This window comes from Streptomyces sp. NPDC002886 (genome assembly GCF_042888445.1).
Taxonomy (GTDB): domain Bacteria; phylum Actinomycetota; class Actinomycetes; order Streptomycetales; family Streptomycetaceae; genus Streptomyces.
Window position 1 is genome coordinate 17,297 of record NZ_JBIAPV010000008.1, and the last position, 16,975, is coordinate 34,271.

General features: G+C 72.7%; 17 protein-coding genes. 4 read left to right on the plus strand and 13 right to left on the minus strand.

The window, feature by feature from the left end; all coding sequences use genetic code 11:
* Position 1: 1 nt before the first annotated feature.
* Positions 2-829 (minus strand): enoyl-CoA hydratase family protein, encoded by an 828-nt coding sequence (locus ACFYYB_RS30055; protein ID WP_243331536.1) that lies wholly within the window; start codon positions 827-829, stop codon positions 2-4.
* Positions 830-1,079: 250 nt separating this feature from the next.
* On the opposite strand from ACFYYB_RS30055, the gene ACFYYB_RS30060 reads away from it, so the two are divergent.
* Positions 1,080-1,499 carry an ATP-binding protein gene (locus ACFYYB_RS30060; RefSeq protein ID WP_327303930.1) on the plus strand — a complete coding sequence of 140 codons (420 nt, stop codon included), beginning with the start codon at positions 1,080-1,082 and terminating at the stop codon, positions 1,497-1,499.
* A gap of 85 nt (positions 1,500-1,584) precedes the next feature.
* Here ACFYYB_RS30060 and argF read toward each other — a convergent pair whose 3' ends face one another.
* The 6 genes from argF to ACFYYB_RS30090 form a co-directional block, all read right to left on the minus strand.
* Positions 1,585-2,595, minus strand: a complete 1,011-nt coding sequence (argF, locus tag ACFYYB_RS30065) for an ornithine carbamoyltransferase (RefSeq protein ID WP_389439065.1) — start codon at positions 2,593-2,595, stop codon at positions 1,585-1,587.
* A gap of 167 nt (positions 2,596-2,762) precedes the next feature.
* Entirely contained in the window at positions 2,763-3,992 is a 1,230-nt protein-coding gene (locus ACFYYB_RS30070; protein WP_389439067.1) for an arginine deiminase, read from the minus strand.
* Positions 3,993-4,098: 106 nt separating this feature from the next.
* A complete protein-coding gene (locus ACFYYB_RS30075) occupies positions 4,099-4,566 on the minus strand; it encodes a hypothetical protein (protein ID WP_327303933.1) in 468 nt (155 codons plus the stop codon).
* Positions 4,567-4,766: 200 nt separating this feature from the next.
* Complete coding sequence (locus ACFYYB_RS30080; RefSeq protein ID WP_389439069.1) at positions 4,767-7,349, minus strand: polynucleotide kinase-phosphatase; 2,583 nt, start codon at positions 7,347-7,349, stop codon at positions 4,767-4,769.
* Complete coding sequence (locus ACFYYB_RS30085) at positions 7,346-8,866, minus strand: 3' terminal RNA ribose 2'-O-methyltransferase Hen1 (protein WP_389439071.1); 1,521 nt, start codon at positions 8,864-8,866, stop codon at positions 7,346-7,348. Before ACFYYB_RS30085 ends, ACFYYB_RS30080 begins: the two co-directional genes overlap by 4 nt.
* A gap of 108 nt (positions 8,867-8,974) precedes the next feature.
* Complete coding sequence (locus ACFYYB_RS30090) at positions 8,975-10,105, minus strand: DUF6183 family protein (RefSeq protein ID WP_389439073.1); 1,131 nt, start codon at positions 10,103-10,105, stop codon at positions 8,975-8,977.
* A 205-nt stretch (positions 10,106-10,310) separates the two neighbouring features.
* On the opposite strand from ACFYYB_RS30090, the gene ACFYYB_RS30095 reads away from it, so the two are divergent.
* The gene (locus tag ACFYYB_RS30095) at positions 10,311-10,733 is read left to right on the plus strand and encodes a hypothetical protein (protein WP_389439075.1); all 423 of its coding nucleotides are present in this window, start codon (positions 10,311-10,313) and stop codon (positions 10,731-10,733) included.
* Here ACFYYB_RS30095 and mmuM read toward each other — a convergent pair.
* Positions 10,720-11,631, minus strand: a complete 912-nt coding sequence (gene mmuM / locus ACFYYB_RS30100) for a homocysteine S-methyltransferase (RefSeq protein ID WP_389439077.1) — start codon at positions 11,629-11,631, stop codon at positions 10,720-10,722. The genes ACFYYB_RS30095 and mmuM overlap by 14 nt on opposite strands.
* 13 nt (positions 11,632-11,644) lie before the next feature.
* Positions 11,645-12,568 carry an LLM class F420-dependent oxidoreductase gene (locus ACFYYB_RS30105; RefSeq protein ID WP_389439079.1) on the minus strand — a complete coding sequence of 308 codons (924 nt, stop codon included), beginning with the start codon at positions 12,566-12,568 and terminating at the stop codon, positions 11,645-11,647.
* Between the two features lie 202 nt (positions 12,569-12,770).
* On the opposite strand from ACFYYB_RS30105, the gene ACFYYB_RS30110 reads away from it, so the two are divergent.
* Positions 12,771-13,058, plus strand: a complete 288-nt coding sequence (locus ACFYYB_RS30110) for a hypothetical protein (protein WP_389439081.1) — start codon at positions 12,771-12,773, stop codon at positions 13,056-13,058.
* A gap of 43 nt (positions 13,059-13,101) precedes the next feature.
* On the opposite strand, the gene ACFYYB_RS30115 is transcribed toward ACFYYB_RS30110, so the two are convergent.
* The 4 genes from ACFYYB_RS30115 to ACFYYB_RS30130 form a co-directional block, all read right to left on the minus strand.
* Entirely contained in the window at positions 13,102-13,587 is a 486-nt protein-coding gene (locus ACFYYB_RS30115; protein WP_389439083.1) for a DUF6099 family protein, read from the minus strand.
* A gap of 124 nt (positions 13,588-13,711) precedes the next feature.
* Positions 13,712-14,086, minus strand: a complete 375-nt coding sequence (locus ACFYYB_RS30120) for a nucleotide pyrophosphohydrolase (protein WP_389439085.1) — start codon at positions 14,084-14,086, stop codon at positions 13,712-13,714.
* 59 nt (positions 14,087-14,145) lie between these two features.
* Positions 14,146-15,537 carry an ATP-binding protein gene (locus ACFYYB_RS30125; RefSeq protein WP_389439087.1) on the minus strand — a complete coding sequence of 464 codons (1,392 nt, stop codon included), beginning with the start codon at positions 15,535-15,537 and terminating at the stop codon, positions 14,146-14,148.
* A gap of 67 nt (positions 15,538-15,604) precedes the next feature.
* On the minus strand, positions 15,605-16,000 hold the full coding sequence (locus tag ACFYYB_RS30130; RefSeq protein ID WP_250742110.1) for a cell division protein SepF: 396 nt from the start codon (positions 15,998-16,000) through the stop codon (positions 15,605-15,607).
* A gap of 205 nt (positions 16,001-16,205) precedes the next feature.
* Between ACFYYB_RS30130 and ACFYYB_RS30135 the strand changes: the two genes are divergently transcribed.
* Positions 16,206-16,916 (plus strand): DUF2470 domain-containing protein, encoded by a 711-nt coding sequence (locus ACFYYB_RS30135; protein ID WP_389439089.1) that lies wholly within the window; start codon positions 16,206-16,208, stop codon positions 16,914-16,916.
* Positions 16,917-16,975 lie beyond the last annotated feature (59 nt).

Sequence of the window (16,975 nt, forward strand, 5' to 3'; positions counted from 1 at the left end):
GCTACCTGCCCTTCCACTGGGGCGGCCGCTTCCCGGTGAAGGCCGCGTGGAACTCCCGGTAGTCCTCGCCGTTCATCAGCAGGGCCTGGGTGTTCGCGTCGAGTTCCACCGAGGCGGCGAGCGGCATGTCCAGCTCGGCGGTCAGCAGTGCCTTGGTCTGCGCGTACGCGAGGGCAGGACCGGCGGCGAGGTGCGCGGCGAGCTCCGCCGCGCGTACGGAGGCCTTGCCCTCCTCGGTGACCTCGCTGAGGAGCCCGATCCGCTCGGCCTCAGGAGCCCTGACCTGCTCCCCCAGCATCAGCAGCCGGGTCGCGTGCCCGAGCCCGACGACCCGGGGCAGCAGGTAGGCGGCGCCCATGTCCCCGCCGGAGAGGCCGACCCGGGTGAAGAGGAAGGCGAAGCGGGCGGTGGGGTCGGCGATGCGGAAGTCGGCGGCCAGGGCGATGACGGCCCCGGCGCCGGCGGCGACCCCGTGGACGGCGGCGATGACCGGGAAGGGGCATTCGCGCAGGGCGCGCACGACCTGTCCGGTCATCCGGTTGAAGTCGAGGAGCTGGGCGGTGTCCATCGCGAGGGTGGCGCCGATGATCTCGTCGACGTCGCCCCCGGAGCAGAAGCCGCGGCCTTCGCCGCCGAGCACAAGGGCGCGTACGGACCGCTCCCTGGACAGTTCGGCGAGCAGGTCGCGCAGGTCGGCGTAGGCGCCGAAGGTGAGCGCGTTGAGCTTCTCGGGGCGGTCGAGGGTGACGGTGGCGACCCCGTCGCGCCGGTCCACCCGGAGGTGGTTCCAGCGTTCGGTCGCGGGTGTGGAACCGAGGAAGGGACTCACCCTCCCGAAGGTATCACCGGTCCATGACTGTCGTCAGGGAAGCGCGATAACTGTGGGTCCGTGCCCGGTCCCGGACGCCACACGCACCGAACGTCCCGAGCCGATGTGCCCGACGTCCCTTGCGATCACGTCGGGGTGCCCTACGGCAGGACATTTCCACTTCGTATCGTTGAAAGCAGGATTTCCCCCGCCGCACCCCGTACGACCCCACCGCGGCCCCCTGCGATCCCACGGAACGGACGGTCCTGCCTTGCCCGACGCCTCCGCCTGGCGGATAGCCCTGCCGCACACGACAGCGGCCGTACCCATCGCCCGCGCCCTCGTCCGTACGGCCCTCGCCGACATCGACGCACCCGCCGACAGCGACACCGCCGAACTCCTCACCGCCGAACTGGTCGCCAACGCCGTGGAGCACACCCCCGGCGACGCCCCCATCGAGCTCGTCGTGGAACTGCTGGCGAACGGCTGCCAGGTCGAGGTCCACGACGGGGATCCGCAGCCCCCCGCCGACCTGACCGCCCCCGGCCGGGACGACGCCCACCCCGACCCCTGGCAGGAGCACGGCCGCGGCCTGCTGCTGATCCGGACCCTGAGCTCGGCCTGCGGTCACCGCGCCACCCCGCACGGCAAGGCCGTGTGGTTCACCCTGCCGTCCCGGCCGCCGCTCTAGCCGCCGCTCTCGTCGGCGCTCCAGCCGGCCGCTCGCGCCAGTGGTCCCGTAGACGCCCCAGAGGGCGGCCCGCCCCGCCGCATGACTATGCGGCCGGCCCCGCGAGGGTCGCCACGAGTACGGCCTTGATGGTGTGCAGCCGGTTCTCCGCCTCGTCGAAGACGACGGAGTGCCTGGACTCGAACACCTCGTCCGTCACCTCCAGCGAGTCCAGCCCGTGCCGCTCGTGGATCTCCCGGGCCACCTTGGTGCCGAGATCGTGGAACGCCGGCAGGCAGTGCATGAACTTCACGTCCGGGTTCCCGGTGGCGCGCAGCACGTCCATGGTGACGGCGTACGGGCTCAGCGCCTCGATCCGCTCGTCCCAGACCTCCTTGGGCTCCCCCATGGACACCCAGATGTCGGTCACCACGAAGTCGGCCTGCCCGACTCCCTGCGCGAGGTCCTCGGTGAGGGTGATCCGGGCGCCGCTGGCGGCCGCCAGCTCGCGCGCCGCGGCCACCACCGGGGCGGCCGGCCAGTAGTGCTCCGGCGCCACGATCCGTACGTCCATGCCCAGCAGCGCGCCCGTCACCAGGTACGAGTTGCCCATGTTGAAGCGGGCGTCGCCGAGGTAGGCGAAGGCGATCCGCTCCAGCGGCTTGGCGCAGTGCTCGGTCATCGTGAGCACGTCGGCCAGCATCTGGGTGGGGTGCCAGTCGTCGGTGAGGCCGTTGAAGACGGGCACCCCGGCGTGGGCGCCGAGCTGATCGACGGTGTCCTGGGCGTCGCCCCGGTACTGGATGCCGTCGAACATCCGGCCCAGCACCCGCGCCGTGTCCCGGACCGATTCCTTGTGGCCCATCTGGGAGCCGGCGGGATCGAGGTAGGTGGTGTGGGCGCCCTGGTCGGCGGCGGCGACCTCGAAGGCGCAGCGGGTGCGCGTGGAGGTCTTCTCGAAGATCAGGGCGATGTTCTTGCCCACGAGGCGGCGCCGCTCGACCCCGGCCTTCTTGTCCGCCTTGAGTGTGGCGGCGAGCTCGACCAGGCCGCGGAACTCGGCGGCGGTGAAGTCGAGCTCCTTGAGGAAACTGCGGCCGACAAGATCGGTGGCCATGGGGGCGCTCCAGAGTCACGGTGACAGGGGATGCTGGAAGTCTATACGACGGGATGCATTGATATACAGAGCCTTCGTGTACCGGCCCGGGCCCGGCCTCCCGGAGCCCGCTTCCCCCTGTCCCGCCCCGCGCCCCGTCCCCGCGCCCGTCCCCGCGCCCCGCCCGGCTAGGCCACCGCGTCCCGCTCGACCGGGCAGCTCATGCAGCGCGGCCCGCCCCGCCCCCGCCCCAGCTCGCTGCCCGGGATCTCGATCACCTCGATGCCTTGCTTCCGCAGGTGGGTGTTGGTCGTGACGTTCCGCTCGTACGCGACGACCACGCCCGGCTCCACGGCCAGCACGTTGCAGCCGTCGTCCCACTGCTCCCGTTCGGCGGCGTGCACGTCCTGGGTCGCCGTGAGCACCCGGATCGCGTCCAGCCCGAGGGCGGCTGCGATGGCCCGGTGCATGTGCTCCGGCGGATGGTCGGTCACCTTCAGCTCGCTCGGGCCGCCGCCGGGCTCGATCGTGTAGGAGCGCAGCATGCCCAGGCCCGCGTACTGGGTGAACGTGTCCGCGTCGACCATCGTCATCACCGTGTCCAGGTGCATGAACGCCCGCCGCTTGGGCATGTCGAGCGCCACGATCGTCGTCGCCGACCCCGCGGCGAACAGCCCGCGCGCCAGCATCTCCACCGCCTGCGGGGTGGTCCGCTCGCTCATCCCGATCAGCACGGCTCCGTTGCCGATGACCAGGACGTCGCCGCCCTCGATGGTGGAGGGGTAGTCGGCCTGCCCCTGGGACCAGGTGTGGAAGGGCCCGGACCCGGTGAAGAGCGGGTGGTGCTTGTAGATGGCCTCGAAGTGCACGGTCTCGCGCTGCCGGGCCGGCCAGCGCATCGCGTTGATGGACACCCCGTCGTAGATCCAGGCGGAGGTGTCGCGGGTGAAGAGGTGGTTGGGCAGCGGCCCCAGCAGGAAGCCGTCCAGGTCCAGGGCGTGGAAGCGGACCGACACCGGCTCCGCGTGCCGCTCCAGGAACTCCCGCTTGGTCATCCCCCCGATCAGCGACTCGGCCAGGTCCGCCGAGGCCAGCCCGTCGAAGACCGCCCGCAGGTGGTCGGTGGCGAGGGGGCCGTACTCCTTCTCGTCGAAGACCCGGTCCAGGACGAGGTGTCTCGCCTCCGGGATGTCCAGGGCCTCGATCAGCAGGTCACCGAAGAGGTGGACCTCCACGCCCCGGTCGCGCAGTACGTCGGCGAAGCCGTCGTGCTCCTGGCGGGCCCGGCGCACCCACAGCACGTCGTCGAAGAGCAACGCGTCCTTGTTGCTCGGTGTGAGCCGCTTCAGCTCCAGGTCGGGCCGGTGGAGGATGACGCGGCGAAGCCGCCCGGTCTCGGAATCGACATGGAATCCCATGCCGTACACGTTCGCAGACCGGGCGGCTTTTTGACGTGGCGTCGGCCCAGGGCGTCTCCAGCGGATCCGTCCCGCCGGATCCGACGGCGGGCGGTGGCCCGCCGGTTCAGCGCAGGCCGAGCAGGGCCTCCGGGGTGCCGGTGAGGTCCGGGGCGATGACGCCCAGCGCGGGGGCGGTCACGTTCGGCAGCCCGTAGTTGGACGCGTCGGGCATGGTCAGCGGGGAACCGACCAGCAGGCCCGGGGTCCGGGTGCGCATGGTGGTCGCGGGGGCGTCCAGCGAGCCCTCGCCGTCCGTCTCGGGCTTTCCGGCCAGGTTGGGCACCGGGGAGGTGAGGAGGGTGTTCCCGAGCTCGGTGCCGATCGGCACCGCCGGCAGCAGCGGGGTCGGCAGCATGTCGCCCTTGTGGAAGCGGGGCGCCTCCGGCGCTCCGACCACGGGCACCGGCACTCCGGTGGCCAGGTGCGGGACGTCCACGCCGAGCGTGGTCCGCACCGCGTCCAGGGGGACTCCCACCGGCACCGCGTCGGCCATGGCCGGGGTGGCCGCGCCTGCCGCGGCCATACAGGTCATGAGTGCCGCAATGCTTCCGCGCGCGGTCATCTTCATAGGTGACGTTCCGTCCTTCCAGGGTCGCGGACATTCCGCTGCCCTGGATGAACGATCCCGCCGGTGGTTTTCCCGGAGTTCTCCGCGAAAGTTCCCCCATACGACCTAATGCGCGGCCGTACGGGGGTCCTTCCTTGACGCCGTCAGCGTCCCGGGGTGGTGCTTCAGAGCCGCGGGTCCACCGGCTCCGACTCCAGCGCGAGGACGGCGAAGACCGCCTCGTGGACCCGCCACAGCGGCTCCCCGGCCGCCAGCCGGTCCACGGCCTCCAGGCCGAGCGCGTACTCGCGCAGGGCGAGCGAGCGCTTGTGCCCGAGGTGGCGTCCGCGCAGCCGCTCGAGGTGGTCCGGACGCGTGTACTCGGGACCGTAGATGATCCGCAGGTACTCCCGTCCGCGGACCTTCACGCCGGGCTGGACGAGCCGGCCCTTGCCGTCCTTGGCGTACGCCTGGAGCGGTTTGACGACCATGCCCTCGCCGCCGGCGGCCGTCAGCTCCAGCCACCAGTCGGTGCCCGCCCGTACCGAGGCCTCGTCGGCGGTGTCCACCAGGATCCGGCCGGTGCGGCGCAGCAGTCCGGTCCCGGAGGCCTCGTCGGCGGCGACCAGCCGGTCCAGCCAGAACAGCTGCTCGTCGTGGGGTACGGCCGCCAGCGAGCGGCCGGCCGCCGCCAGCAGCTGGAACGGGGCGAACCGCACGCCGTCCAGCCCGTCGGTGCTCCAGCAGTAACGCCGGTACGCCTCGGTGAACTTCGCCGCGTCGGCGGCCCGCCCGCGCTGGCGCTCCAGCAGCTCCCCGGTGTCGACGCCCCGGGCCGAGGCCGCCTCCAGAGCGGCGATGGCCTCGGGGAAGACCGCGCCGGAGGCCGCGCCCACGGCCGCGTACTGGTTGCGCAGCAGGCCGCCGGACTTCAGCGACCAGGGCAGCAGTTCGCCGTCGACGAGCAGCCAGTCCGTGTCGAGTTCCTCCCACAGCCCCGCGTCGGTGACCGCCGAGCGGAGCCGGGCGAGGACCTCCTCGGTGACTTCGGAGTCCTTGAAGAAGGGCCGTCCGGTGCGCGTGTACACGGACCCGGTGGGTCCGTCGACCCCGAACCGCTCGCGGGCCACGCCGGCGTCCTTGCAGATCAGCACGGTGGCGCGGGAGCCCATGTGCTTCTCCTCGCAGACGACCTGGGCGATGCCGTCCTTGCGGTACTGCGCGAAGGCCTCGGCGGGGTGCTCCAGGTAGCCGTCCTCGTGCGAGGTGGCCGTCGGCGCCATGGTCGGCGGGAGGTACGGGACCAGGCGCGGGTCCACGGCGAAGCGGCTCATCACCTCCAGGGCGGCGGCCGCGTTCTCCTCGCGGACGTTGACGTTGCCCAGGTGCCGGGTCTCGACGATCCGGCGTCCGTGCACGTCGGCCAGGTCGAGCGGACGCCCGTCGTGACCGCCGGGCACCTCGGTGACGAGCGGCTTGACCGGCTCGTACCAGACCTTCTCGGCCGGTACGTCGACCAGTTCGCGCTCGGGCCAGCGCAGGGCGGTCATCCGGCCGCCGAAGACGGCTCCGGTGTCGAGGCAGATGGTGTTGTTGATCCAGGTGGTGTCCGGGACCGGCGTGTGGCCGTAGACCACGACGGCCTTGCCCCGGTAGTCCTCGGCCCACGGGTAGCGCACGGGCAGCCCGAACTCATCGGTCTCGCCCGTGGTTTCCCCGTACAGGGCGTGCGAGCGGACCCGGCCGGAGGTGCGGCCGTGGTACTTCTCGGGCAGCCCGGCGTGACAGACCACGAGCTTGCCGCCGTCCAGGACGTAGTGGCTGACCAGGCCCTGGATGAAGGCGCGGACCTCCCGGACGAACTCCTCCGGCTCCCTTTCGAGCTGCTCGATGGTCTCGGCGAGGCCGTGGGTCCGCTGGACCTTGGAGCCCTTGAGATAACGGCCGAGCTTGTTCTCGTGGTTCCCGGGCACGCACAGGGCGTTGCCGGAGCCGACCATGCCCATCACCCGGCGCAGGACGCCCGGACTGTCCGGGCCGCGGTCGACGAGGTCGCCGACGAACACGGCGGTACGTCCCTCGGGGTGTGCCCCGTCCCGGTAGCCGAGCTCGGCGAGCAGGGTCTCCAGCTCGGAGGCGCAGCCGTGGATGTCGCCGATGATGTCGAAGGGGCCGGTGAGGTGGGTGAGGTCGTTGAACCGCTTCTCCAGGACCACCTCGGCCGACTCGACCTCCTCGGGCGTGCGCAGCACGTGCACCTTGCGGAAGCCCTCGCGCTCCAGACCGCGCAGGGAGCGCCGCAGGTCGCGGCGGTGGCGCTGGATGACGGCGCGCGGCAGCTTCGCCCGCTCGGGGCGGGCCGCGTTGCGCTCCGCGCAGACCTCTTCGGGCAGGTCGAGGACGATCGCGATGGGCAGCACGTCGTACTCGCGGGCGAGCTGGACCAGCTGCCGGCGGGACTCCGCCTGGACGCTGGTCGCGTCGACCACGGTGAGGCGGCCGGCGGCGAGCCGCTTGCCCGCGATGTAGTGCAGGACCTCGAAGGCGTCCTTGCTGGCGCTCTGGTCGTTCTCGTCGTCGGCGACCAGGCCCCTGCAGTAGTCGGAGGAGATGACCTCGGTGGGCTTGAAGTGCGTACGGGCGAAGGTGGACTTGCCGGAACCGGTGGCGCCGATCAGGACGACGAGGGACAGGTCGGTGACGGGAAGTACGCGCTTGCGGTCGGTGGTGCTGCTGGTCTCGGTATCGGTATCGGTATCGGTGGTCATGCTGCCTCGCCCTCCTTCGGGGTGTCGGTGCCGGTGCCGGTGCTGGTGCCCGTAGCGGTGGCGGTGGCGGTGTTCAGGGTGAAGACGGCCATTTGGGTCGGCGGGCCCACCTCGGGGTCGTCGTCCCCGACGGGCAGGTACGCGACGGTGTAGCCGTGCCGCGAGGCGACGTCCCCGGCCCAGGCCCGGAACTCCTCGCGGGTCCACTCGAAGCGGTGGTCGCCGTGCCGGACGTGCCCGGCGGGCAGCGACTCCCAGCGGACGTTGTACTCGACGTTCGGGGTGGTCACGAGGACCGTACGGGGGCGGGCCGAGCCGAAGACCGCGTATTCCAGGGCGGGCAGCCGCTCCGGATCCAGGTGCTCGATGACCTCGCTGAGCACGGCCGCGTCGTAGCCCACGAGCCGCTTGTCGGTGTACGCGAGCGAACCCTGCGTCAGGCGGACGCGGGAGCTCTGCCGCTCCCCCAGCCGCTCCAGCCGCAGCCGCTTGGCGGCGATGTTCAGCGCCCGGACGGACACGTCCACACCGACGATCTCGGTGTAGGCCGGGTCCTTCAGCAGCGCCTGCACCAACTGGCCCTGGCCGCAGCCCAGGTCGAGGACGCGGGCCGCACCGGCCGCCCCCAGCGCGGCGAGGATCGCCTCGCGGCGCAGCACGGCGAGCGGTACGGGCTTGTCCGCCGCCTCTTCGTCGTCTTCGGCCTCGTCCACGGCGTTGTCGAGCTCCTCGACCTCGCTGCCGTCCGCCTCGGCGAGGCGGACCAGCTCCAGGCGCTCCAGGGCGTCCTGGGTCAGCCGCTTGTGGCGGGCCAGGTAGCGGGAGGTGATCAGCCCGCTCTCCGGGTGCTCGGCGAGCCAGCCGTCCCCGGCGCGCAGCAGTTTGTCCACCTCGTCGGAGGAGATCCAGTAGTGCTTGGAGTCGTCGAGCACGGGCAGCAGGACGTACAGGCCGCGCAGGGCGTCGGAAAGGCGCAGCTCGCCCTCCAGGACGAGGCGTACGTACCGGGAGTCGCCCCACTCCGGGAAGGTCTCGTCGAGCACGACCGGGGTGGCCGTGACCGCATCCCAGCCGAGCGGGCCGAACAGCCGGCGCACGAGTTCCGCGCCGCCCCGGGCGGGCAGGACCGGGATCTCGATGCGCAGCGGGCGCACCTCGTCGGGCAGCTCGGGGCGGGCCGCGCACTGCCCCTTGAGCGCGCTGCGGAACACGCCGCTCAGGGCGACGGCCAGCAGTGAGGAGGCGGCGTAGGGGCGGTCGTTGACGTACTGCGCGAGCGCGGCGTCGGGGGTGCCGCCCTGGCCCTTGCCCTGACCGCGCCGCACGAGCGCGACGGGATCCACCTCCAGGAGCAGGCCCGCCGTGCACCGCTCGTCCGTGGCTTCGGGGTAGAAGACGTGGGCGGTGCCGTGGGAGGTGGAGAACGCCTGCGTTCTGCCGGGATGCTTGTGCAGCAGGAAGCCCAGGTCGGTGGCGGGTCGCTCGGGAGAACCGGTGGTGGAGATCGTCAGGAACACACGAGCGATTGTTGCTGGTCACCGGTGGCGGGCGCGCCCCATTTTTACGGCGGCGCCCACCTCCGGAACCCGAGCGGCGCCGTCGTTGTCAGTCGGTGCCAGTCGGTGTCAGTCGGTGTCCGTGGCCGCCAGGACGGCGAGGCGGAGGCCGTCCGGGGAGAGGCCCGCGACGCCGTAGTCGTCGCCGTCCTGGTGGAAGAACGCGGAGTCGGCCCGGAAGTGGAACCAGCTGTACTGCTCGGCGAGGCGTTCCACGTCGCCCGCGCTCGCGTCGAACGGGAGGCCGCACAGGCCCATGAGCGAGCGCCACGCCTGATGCCGGCCCCAGGCCCCGTACCTGCCCGAGTTGTAGTAGCCCCCCATGCAAGCGGTGGCGAAGAGCAGCGACCAGATGTCTCCCACCGGGCGGGCCGCTATCTCGAAGCGGCCGGTGGGACCGAGGTCCGAGACGCACTCCATGCCCAGGGTGGGGAGCAGCGCGGGCACCTGGGCGGGGGTGATGGGCTGGTCGGCCCGGAAGACCCAGGCCTCGGCGTAGCCCCAGTTGTCCTCGGCGGCGGTGACGATGAGGTCGCGCTCGTCCACCGTCACGGAGTTGCGCAGCGGCGACGGGCCGGTCGGCCGGGGGGTCGGCGGATCCAGCCGTCCGTGCCCGGGCAGGCCGCTCTTCACGCCGCCGGACGAGCCGTTCACGGAATGGTGCGCGAACTCGGGTTCGGTCTCCAGAGCGCGCCGGCGGTCGGGGAGCCAGGCCAGGGGATGGTACGCCTCCGAGCCCGCGAGCAGGGCAGGAAACTCGTCCGGGTCCACCCCGCGCAGCAGCAACTCGTGGAACAGGAGCCCCCGCAGCGCGCGGAGCCAGTGGTCCTCGGCGGTGCCGGCGAACACCGTCCGGGCGATCACCTCGGCCGACTGGTGCTGGGCGAGCATCGTCGCCATGAGCGGCAGTTCGGCCGACATGGATCCGGCGGCGGCTTCCTGTTCGCCGAGCAGCCGGAGCAGGAGCTCGACGCTGTCGCTGCCCGGGGTCGTGATGAGGAGCCGCCGGAGGTAGGAGAGGTCGGTTCCGTGGACCCGGGCGGCCCTGGAGGCGGCCGCGTAGCGGGTGCTGAGGTCCGACCCCAGTCGCCGCAAATGGGCGATGTCGCCGGCCAGGGCGTGCTGGAGGGCCTCGTCCTTCGAGATGTACTCGGGCTCGCTACTGATGATCGTCGGGTCGTTCGCCGCGTCGTCGTTCACGGTGCGTCAGCCTAGCCACGCGGTGGATCGGCGCGTCCGGTGGATCCGGTGGACCGACCACGAAGGTCTCGTTCCCCGCCGCCCGAAGGGGGGTTGAAGGGTGATGACGTATCCATCATGACAGGTCAGAGGCCGTTTTCGTAGGACGGACGGCACAGTCGATCTTCCTTGTCCAGAGCCCTGCGCGGCTCACAGAATCTCCCTCATGAATCCCACGGAGAACATCAATCACGACGCCGTGCTGCGCGCCCGGGTGGCGCTCCTCGGATCGGGCACGCTGCCCGTCCGGGAGCGGGTGGCCGCCTACCGCGTCCTCGTCCAGGTGAGTCCGTTGGCCTATCTGCCGCTGCTGGCCGTCGCGTTGTACGCGTACAGCCGTCAGGAGTTCGCCCATCGGCCCGGCATCGCACTCGCCCTGCGCGCCGAGTCCGTCGACGCCGCGCGCCGCATGTGCGCGCTGGAACCCGGGGAGACCCAACTGCTGCTCAGCGCGCTGGTGCACTACCGCGAACAGCTGCTCCTGACGGAGCGTCCGGATGAACTGGCCTCCGTGGAGGCCGAGATGAGCGCACTCGCCGCCTCGGGCGGCGGATCCCCGGGCCTGCGCTGGGACCTCAGCCGATCGTAGCGGCCAGTTCGGCGATGCGGTCGGGGCCGATGCGGCAGCAGCCCCCGACGAGGCGGGCGCCGGCCCGGTGCCAGGCCGCCGTGGGCCAGCGGGCGGAGGTGGCCGGGGCCCGCCAGGTGGCGGTGTCCGGCTCCCAGACCGAACCGTCGTTGGGGTAGGCCAGCAGCGGTTTGGCGGTGACGGTGGCGGCCGCCCCGAGGGCGGGCAGCACCTCAGCCGGGTCGCAGCAGTTCACGCCGACGGCGATGACCTGCGGTGACCCGGCGGCGAGGGCGAAGGCCTCGGGCAGGGGCTGCCCGGCCCGGGTGCGGCCGCCCTCCACCGTGTAGCTCAGCCAGGCGCGGGCACCGGTGTCCGCGAGCACGGTGAGCAGGGCTTCGGCCTCGGTGGCGTCCGGGACCGTCTCCAGCGCCAGGACGTCGGGGCCCTCGGCCAGCAGCGCCTCGATCCGGGGCCGGTGGAAGTCGGCGAGCTCCCGCACGCTCAGGCCGTACCGGCCCCGGTACTCGGAGCCGTCCGCCAGCACCGCTCCGTACGGGCCCACGGACGCGGCGACCCACACCGCGCGCTCCGCCGCCCGGGCCGCCTCGTCGGCCAGCCGCACGCTGCGCCGCAGCAGGGCCGTCGTGCGCTCCGGGCCGTATCCGCGCCCGGCGAAGGCGGCGTACCCCACCTGGTAGCTCGCGGTGATCAACACCTCGGCGCCGGCCCGCGCGTAGGCGGTGTGGGCGGCCGTCACCTGCTCCGGGCTCTCGGCGAGGACCCGGCCGGTCCAGAGGCCGCCGGACAGGTCGCAGCCCTGGTCGGCGAGCTGGTTGCTCAGTCCGCCGTCCAGGAGCACGGTGCGCCCGCCGGGGCCGGCCAGGGCCTCGGCGAGCGGTCGCGGTGCGCGGGGCACGGTCGTCTCCCCGTCAGCCGAGCTGGGTCTGGACCCGGGAGGAGATCAGCTCCAGGTGCTCCAGATCGCCGAGGTCGAGCAGTTGGAGGTAGAGGCGGGAGGAGCCCACGGCCTCGTAGGCCGCGATCCGCTCCACCACCTCGTCCGGGGAGCCGGCCAGGCCGTTGGCCTTGAGCTCCGCCACGTCCCGGCCGATCGCGGCGGCCCGCCGGGCCACCTCGGCGTCGTCCTTGCCCACGCACACGACGAGGGCGTTGGAGTAGACGAGGTCGCCGGGCGCGCGGCCGGCCTCCTCGGCCGCCGCGCGGACCCGGCCGAACTGCCGCTCGCTGTCGGCGATCGAGGCGAAGGGCATGTTGAACTCGTCCGCGTACCGGGCGGCGAGCCGCGGGGTGCGCTTCGCCCCGTGGCCGCCGATCAGGACCGGGATCTTCTCCTGGACCGGCTTGGGCAGCGCCGGGGAGTTCTCCACCTGGTAGTGGACGCCCGCGTAGTCGAAGGTGGCGCCGGGCTGGGTGGCCCACAGGCCGGTGACGATCGCCAGCTGCTCCTCGAGCCGGGCGAGGCGCTCGGCCGGGAAGGGAATGCCGTACGCCTTGTGCTCCTCCTCGAACCAGCCCGCCCCCAAGCCCAGTTCGATCCGGCCGCCCGACATCTGGTCGACCTGCGCGACCTGGATGGCGAGCACGCCGGGGAGCCGGAAGGTGCCGGCCGTCATCAGCGTGCCCAGCCGGATCCGCTTCGTCTCGCGGGCCAGACCGGCCAGGGTGATCCAGGCGTCGGTGGGACCGGGCAGACCGTCGGCCCCGCCCATGCGCAGGTAGTGGTCCGAACGGAAGAAGGCGTCGAAGCCCAGGTCCTCGGTGGCCTTGGCGACGCGCAGGAGGGTGTCGTAGCTCGCGCCCTGCTGGGGCTCGGTGAAGATACGGAGATCCATGCCTCCATCCTGCCCTTTCGGCCCCGGCCGGGTGAATCTGAGTCAACCGGGCACTCCCCGCCGCCCGCGCCAGTGACCAGCCCGGATGGGGATCGTTGGCTCGGACGGAGCCGGACCGCCCGGCCCGCGCGCCGGCGGAGTTCGCCGGTGCGTCCACCGCCCCCTTCCGCCTCCCGGAAGGGCCAGGGCCGAGGAGGCCGCCATGTCCCAGGAGTCCGCGCCGGAGACCCCCCGGCAATCGGGTCAGGACTGTCAGACCGGGCAGGCAGCGCACGACCACGCACGCCAGGAACCCGCCGTACCCGCCCAGGGCGGTGCACCGAAGGGCCTGCTGCAGCAGATGGAAGAGCTGATGGCGGCACTGAACGCCGACCTCTCGCAGCTCGACGCCGACCTCCAGTCCTCCACCGACCGCACGCCCGCCGCTCCACTGTTCCAGGGCATCCGTACCCCGGAGAGCGAAGCCCGCCCGTCCTACCGGCCCTCCTGACCAACCCGGGTCCCGCCGCCACACGGCGGGACCCCACCCCGGCTCAGGCCACGCCGGAGGCGGATCCCCGCTCGCGCACGGTCAGCCGGCGCAGGATCGCCCGGACCCGGTCGCTCGACTCGTCGGCCGCGTCTATGGACTCTATGCACTGCCAGTACAGACTCTCGTCGTCCGTCCCGCAGGCCACCCCGACCAGCGCTATGCCCACTTCTCCGAGCAGCGCCTGGAGCCCGAGCAACGCCTGCCGGGTGTCCGTCACCTCGGTCAACTGCGCGGCCCGGGGCGGGAGATCGGGCGCATAGCCCTCTCCGCGCAGAGCCGCCCGGTCGAGTACCCCGCAGCCCCTGCCTCCCGCTTCGCCCAGCCCCCGTGCCTCCGATCTCAGCTCCGGCGGCCCGGTGACCGCCATCCAGCTCCCGATGCCCTGTGCGAGGGCCTGTGCCTGCCAGGCCTCTCCCACGATGTCCCATGCAGCCCCGCTCTGCGCCAGCGCGTGCCGGCCGGCTGCGATGAGCCGTACCGCGTCCATATGCCGTCCCCCGTCCGCACGACATCTCGCCGTTCTCTCCACTACCCAGAGTGAGGGCAACGGGCCGGTAAAGCCAGGGGTATTCGGAAATTGTGGACACCGAAGATGGTTGTGGATATCGCCATCACTCCGAAGAGTGACGATCTGCCCCCGAAGTGCCCGGTACGGGGAACCTCAGCTCGTTCCGCTCGATCTTCGCGGCGAGCGCATCCAGCACATCGACCCCGAGCACCTCACAGAACTGCAGCAGGTAGGCGAGCACGTCGGCCACCTCATCGGCCACTCTGTGTGCGGTCTCCGGCTTCTCCATGACCGCCGCGGACTGTTCCGGTGTCAGCCACTGGAAGATCTCGACCAGTTCGGACGCCTCGACGCTCAGCGCGACCGCCAGGTTCTTCGGCGTGTGGAAGGGCTCCCACCCGCGCGCCGCCGCGAACTCGGCGAGCCGCCGCTGGAGCAGGTCGATCCGCTCGCCGCCCCCCTTGTCCTCTCCTGTCACTCCACGCTCCCCAGCCACACTGTTCTCTCCACTCTCTGCGCCCGTGCGCCGCTCTTCGCTCATGAGCCCAGGTCTACCACCGAGATGCCGGGCACTTCCCGGGCGGCCGCCGCGCAGGCCTCGCCCGCCGAGGCCGCCAGCCTGACCTGCCCGCGCGCGCAGGCCAGTACGGCCAGCCGCAGCAGTTCTGCGGTCTGCCGGCCGTCCAGGTCCCGGTCTAATCCGTCCGCGAGCACCGTCAGCGCCTGACGCGCCGTCGGCAGTTCGGCCGCCGGATCCACGTCCAGGACCCCCGGCCCGGTCAGCAGCACCAGCGCGAGGGCGAGGAAGCGCAGCTCGCCCGCGCCCAGCCGGGCCAGCTCGGTGGCGGGCCTGTCGGGGCCCCGGTCCAGCAAGCCGGTGACCGGGCCGCCCTCGGGAGCCCGTACGTCCAGTCCGGCCACCCACCCCGCGCAGCCGGTACGGGCGGCCCCGGTCAGCAGCCCGTACCGGGTGCCGCACTCCAGTCGGGTCCGGCGCAGTACGTCGGCCAGGTTCGCGCAGTCGCCCAGCAGCCGACCCTCCCCCGGCCGGGCCGGCTCCCGCATCCGCTCCGGGCGGGGGTCGCAGGGGAACACCGAGCGCAGCGCGACCACGACCTGCTCGGCGGCGGCCAGCACCTGCCGCTGCCCCTCGGTGGACCCGGCCACGCGCAGCGGGAGCAGCGCGGTCCCGAGCCGGTCGTCGGGCAGCGGAGCCCGGGTGACCCCGATGGCCCCGCCGGTCAGCCAGGCCGCCTGGACGGACCGTCGCCCGGGATCGCGCAGCGCGGTGGCGAGGAGCACCTGCCCGTCCACCGAGAGCCGTTCGCCGACGATCCGCAGCTCGGGCTCCGCCTGGACGGCGAGGTCGAGCCGGACCGGCCCGGCGGGGCCGTCGACCGTACAGCCGATCCGGAACCCCCTGCGCCGCTCGGCGTCGGGCACCGCCCCGTCGGGGATCCGGGCCCGCGCGTCGGGGAACACCTCGCCGAGGGTGGCCCCGGCCCCCAGGGCGGCCAGGGCCCCGTAGGCCTCCAGCGCCTGGGACTTGCCGCTCCCGCTCGGCCCGGCGAAGAGGGTGACGGGCCCGAGGGCGAACCGGGCCCCACGGTGCGCCCCGTAGGCGGAGAGCCGCAACTCGGTGACGGCGGGCCGCACATGCGCGGCGCCCGCGGCGGGCGAAGCCGCGCCCTGCGCCCGAGCGGAGCCCCGCGCCGCCCCCTGAACCCCGCCCGGAGCGGATGCAGGAGCCGGAACCCGGCCCACGCCTAACCCCGGTGCAGCGAGCGCGGCGGTAGCCGCAGGAACGGCGGGCACGGCGGAAGCAGCGGAGTCGGCAGGCCCGGCCGGTGAGGCGGAGGCCGCGGGAGCCGCGGGGATGTCCGTGGGGATGGGCGTGGGGGCGGCGGGAGCCGTGGGGGGTGAGGTCATGCGCGGGACGGTACGGGCCGCCGGACCCCCCGTGGGTGCGGCGAACCGTTCCGTCCGCGGGACCTTCCTACGATCGGGGGACGGCCGCGGCCGCGATCCCCTCCACCTCGGTCCCGACGGGCGCCAGCAGGAAGACGTTCCGATCGACCCGGTGCATCCCGCTGCCCAGCCCGAAGACCACACCGCTGCTGAAGTCCAGGATCCGCTTGGCCACTTCGCCGTCCGCGCCCGTGAGGTCCAGCAGCACCGGGATCTGCGCGATCAGGTACTCCGCCACCTCCCGCGCGTCCGCGAAGACCTGGACCCGGATCACCACGAAGCGCCGCTGCTCCGCCGCGGACGCCCCCGGAACCGTGGGGATCGTGCGGTGATCCACCCGGGAGGGCCACTCGTTGCGACTCCGCAGGGGGACCACCTGCGCGAGCCCCTCCCACTGTTCGTCGGTGACGTCGTACCTGCTCACCAGGCCGCCTCGGCCTTGCGCTTCATGTGCATCCCCCCATCCTCTCGCGTTTCACCCGTTCAGCCCAACACCGACACGAGGCAGCTGAGACACCCCCGGCGACCCACCCCGGCCGCGACCCCGACTACCCGCCACCCGCCCGGTAGGTTAGGTTAGGCATACCTAAGTACGTGCCATCTCGCCACTCGGGACGACGGAGATCCACATGCACCTGCCCCTGCCGCTGCCCACCGACGCCGAGCGGATCCGGTCCATCCTGACCGCCGCGCACTCCATGACCGTCGTCACCGACGGGCAGCGCACGGAGATCCGCCACCTCGACGGCACCGATCCCCTGGGCCGCCTGCACCTGCACCCCGTCGAGCCGGGCGGCCGCGCCGAGCACCGCCCCGCGATCCGGCTGGAGTTCACGGACATCGCGCCGACCCCGGTACGGGACCGCGTGCGCGCCCGGGTCACCCTCGTCGGCCGCCTGCTCACCCCGTTCGGCGAGGAGGGGGCCGACTCCACTTGCGTGGAGTTCGAGCGTGCCGTTCTCGAAACCGCCGACGGCGCCCGCTCGTACGTCGGGCTCGACGAGCTGGACGCGGCCCACCCCGACCCGCTCGCCTCCTACGAGGCCGGGATGCTCACCCATCTTCTCGACGACCACGCCGAACTCGTCACCCTCCTGCTGCGCCTGGTCCGGCCGCGGCCGGCGGCGGAGGCGGGCGCCGGGTCCGCCGTCCTGCGCGCGCTGCCCCTCGCCATGGACCGGTACGGGATCACCCTGCGCCTGGAGGAGCGGCGCGGCCACCGCGACGTCCGGATCCCCTTCCCCTCCCCGCTCGACGACGTGGAGCAGTCCGGGGCGCAGATCCAGGCCCTGTTCAGCGCGGCCCGGCGCAGCTCGCACCGCAACACCCTGCCCGCCTGAGCGCCCTCCCCGGGGAGCGGGTCATTCCGGAAGAGAGCTCCGAAAAAGGCCGGAAATGA

Bases quoted from the DNA above. Each gene is read 5' to 3' on its own strand.
- argF (WP_389439065.1), bottom strand. From the start codon at position 2,595: ATGGCCACCGATCTTGTCGGCCGCAGTTTCCTCAAGGAGCTCGACTTC.
- ACFYYB_RS30070 (WP_389439067.1), bottom strand. From the start codon at position 3,992: ATGGGATTCCATGTCGATTCCGAGACCGGGCGGCTTCGCCGCGTCATC.
- ACFYYB_RS30075 (WP_327303933.1), bottom strand. From the start codon at position 4,566: ATGACCTGTATGGCCGCGGCAGGCGCGGCCACCCCGGCCATGGCCGAC.
- ACFYYB_RS30080 (WP_389439069.1), bottom strand. From the start codon at position 7,349: ATGACCACCGATACCGATACCGATACCGAGACCAGCAGCACCACCGAC.
- ACFYYB_RS30095 (WP_389439075.1), top strand. From the start codon at position 10,311: ATGAATCCCACGGAGAACATCAATCACGACGCCGTGCTGCGCGCCCGG.
- ACFYYB_RS30105 (WP_389439079.1), bottom strand. From the start codon at position 12,568: ATGGATCTCCGTATCTTCACCGAGCCCCAGCAGGGCGCGAGCTACGAC.
- ACFYYB_RS30110 (WP_389439081.1), top strand. From the start codon at position 12,771: ATGTCCCAGGAGTCCGCGCCGGAGACCCCCCGGCAATCGGGTCAGGAC.
- ACFYYB_RS30115 (WP_389439083.1), bottom strand. From the start codon at position 13,587: ATGGACGCGGTACGGCTCATCGCAGCCGGCCGGCACGCGCTGGCGCAG.
- ACFYYB_RS30125 (WP_389439087.1), bottom strand. From the start codon at position 15,537: ATGACCTCACCCCCCACGGCTCCCGCCGCCCCCACGCCCATCCCCACG.
- ACFYYB_RS30135 (WP_389439089.1), top strand. From the start codon at position 16,206: ATGCACCTGCCCCTGCCGCTGCCCACCGACGCCGAGCGGATCCGGTCC.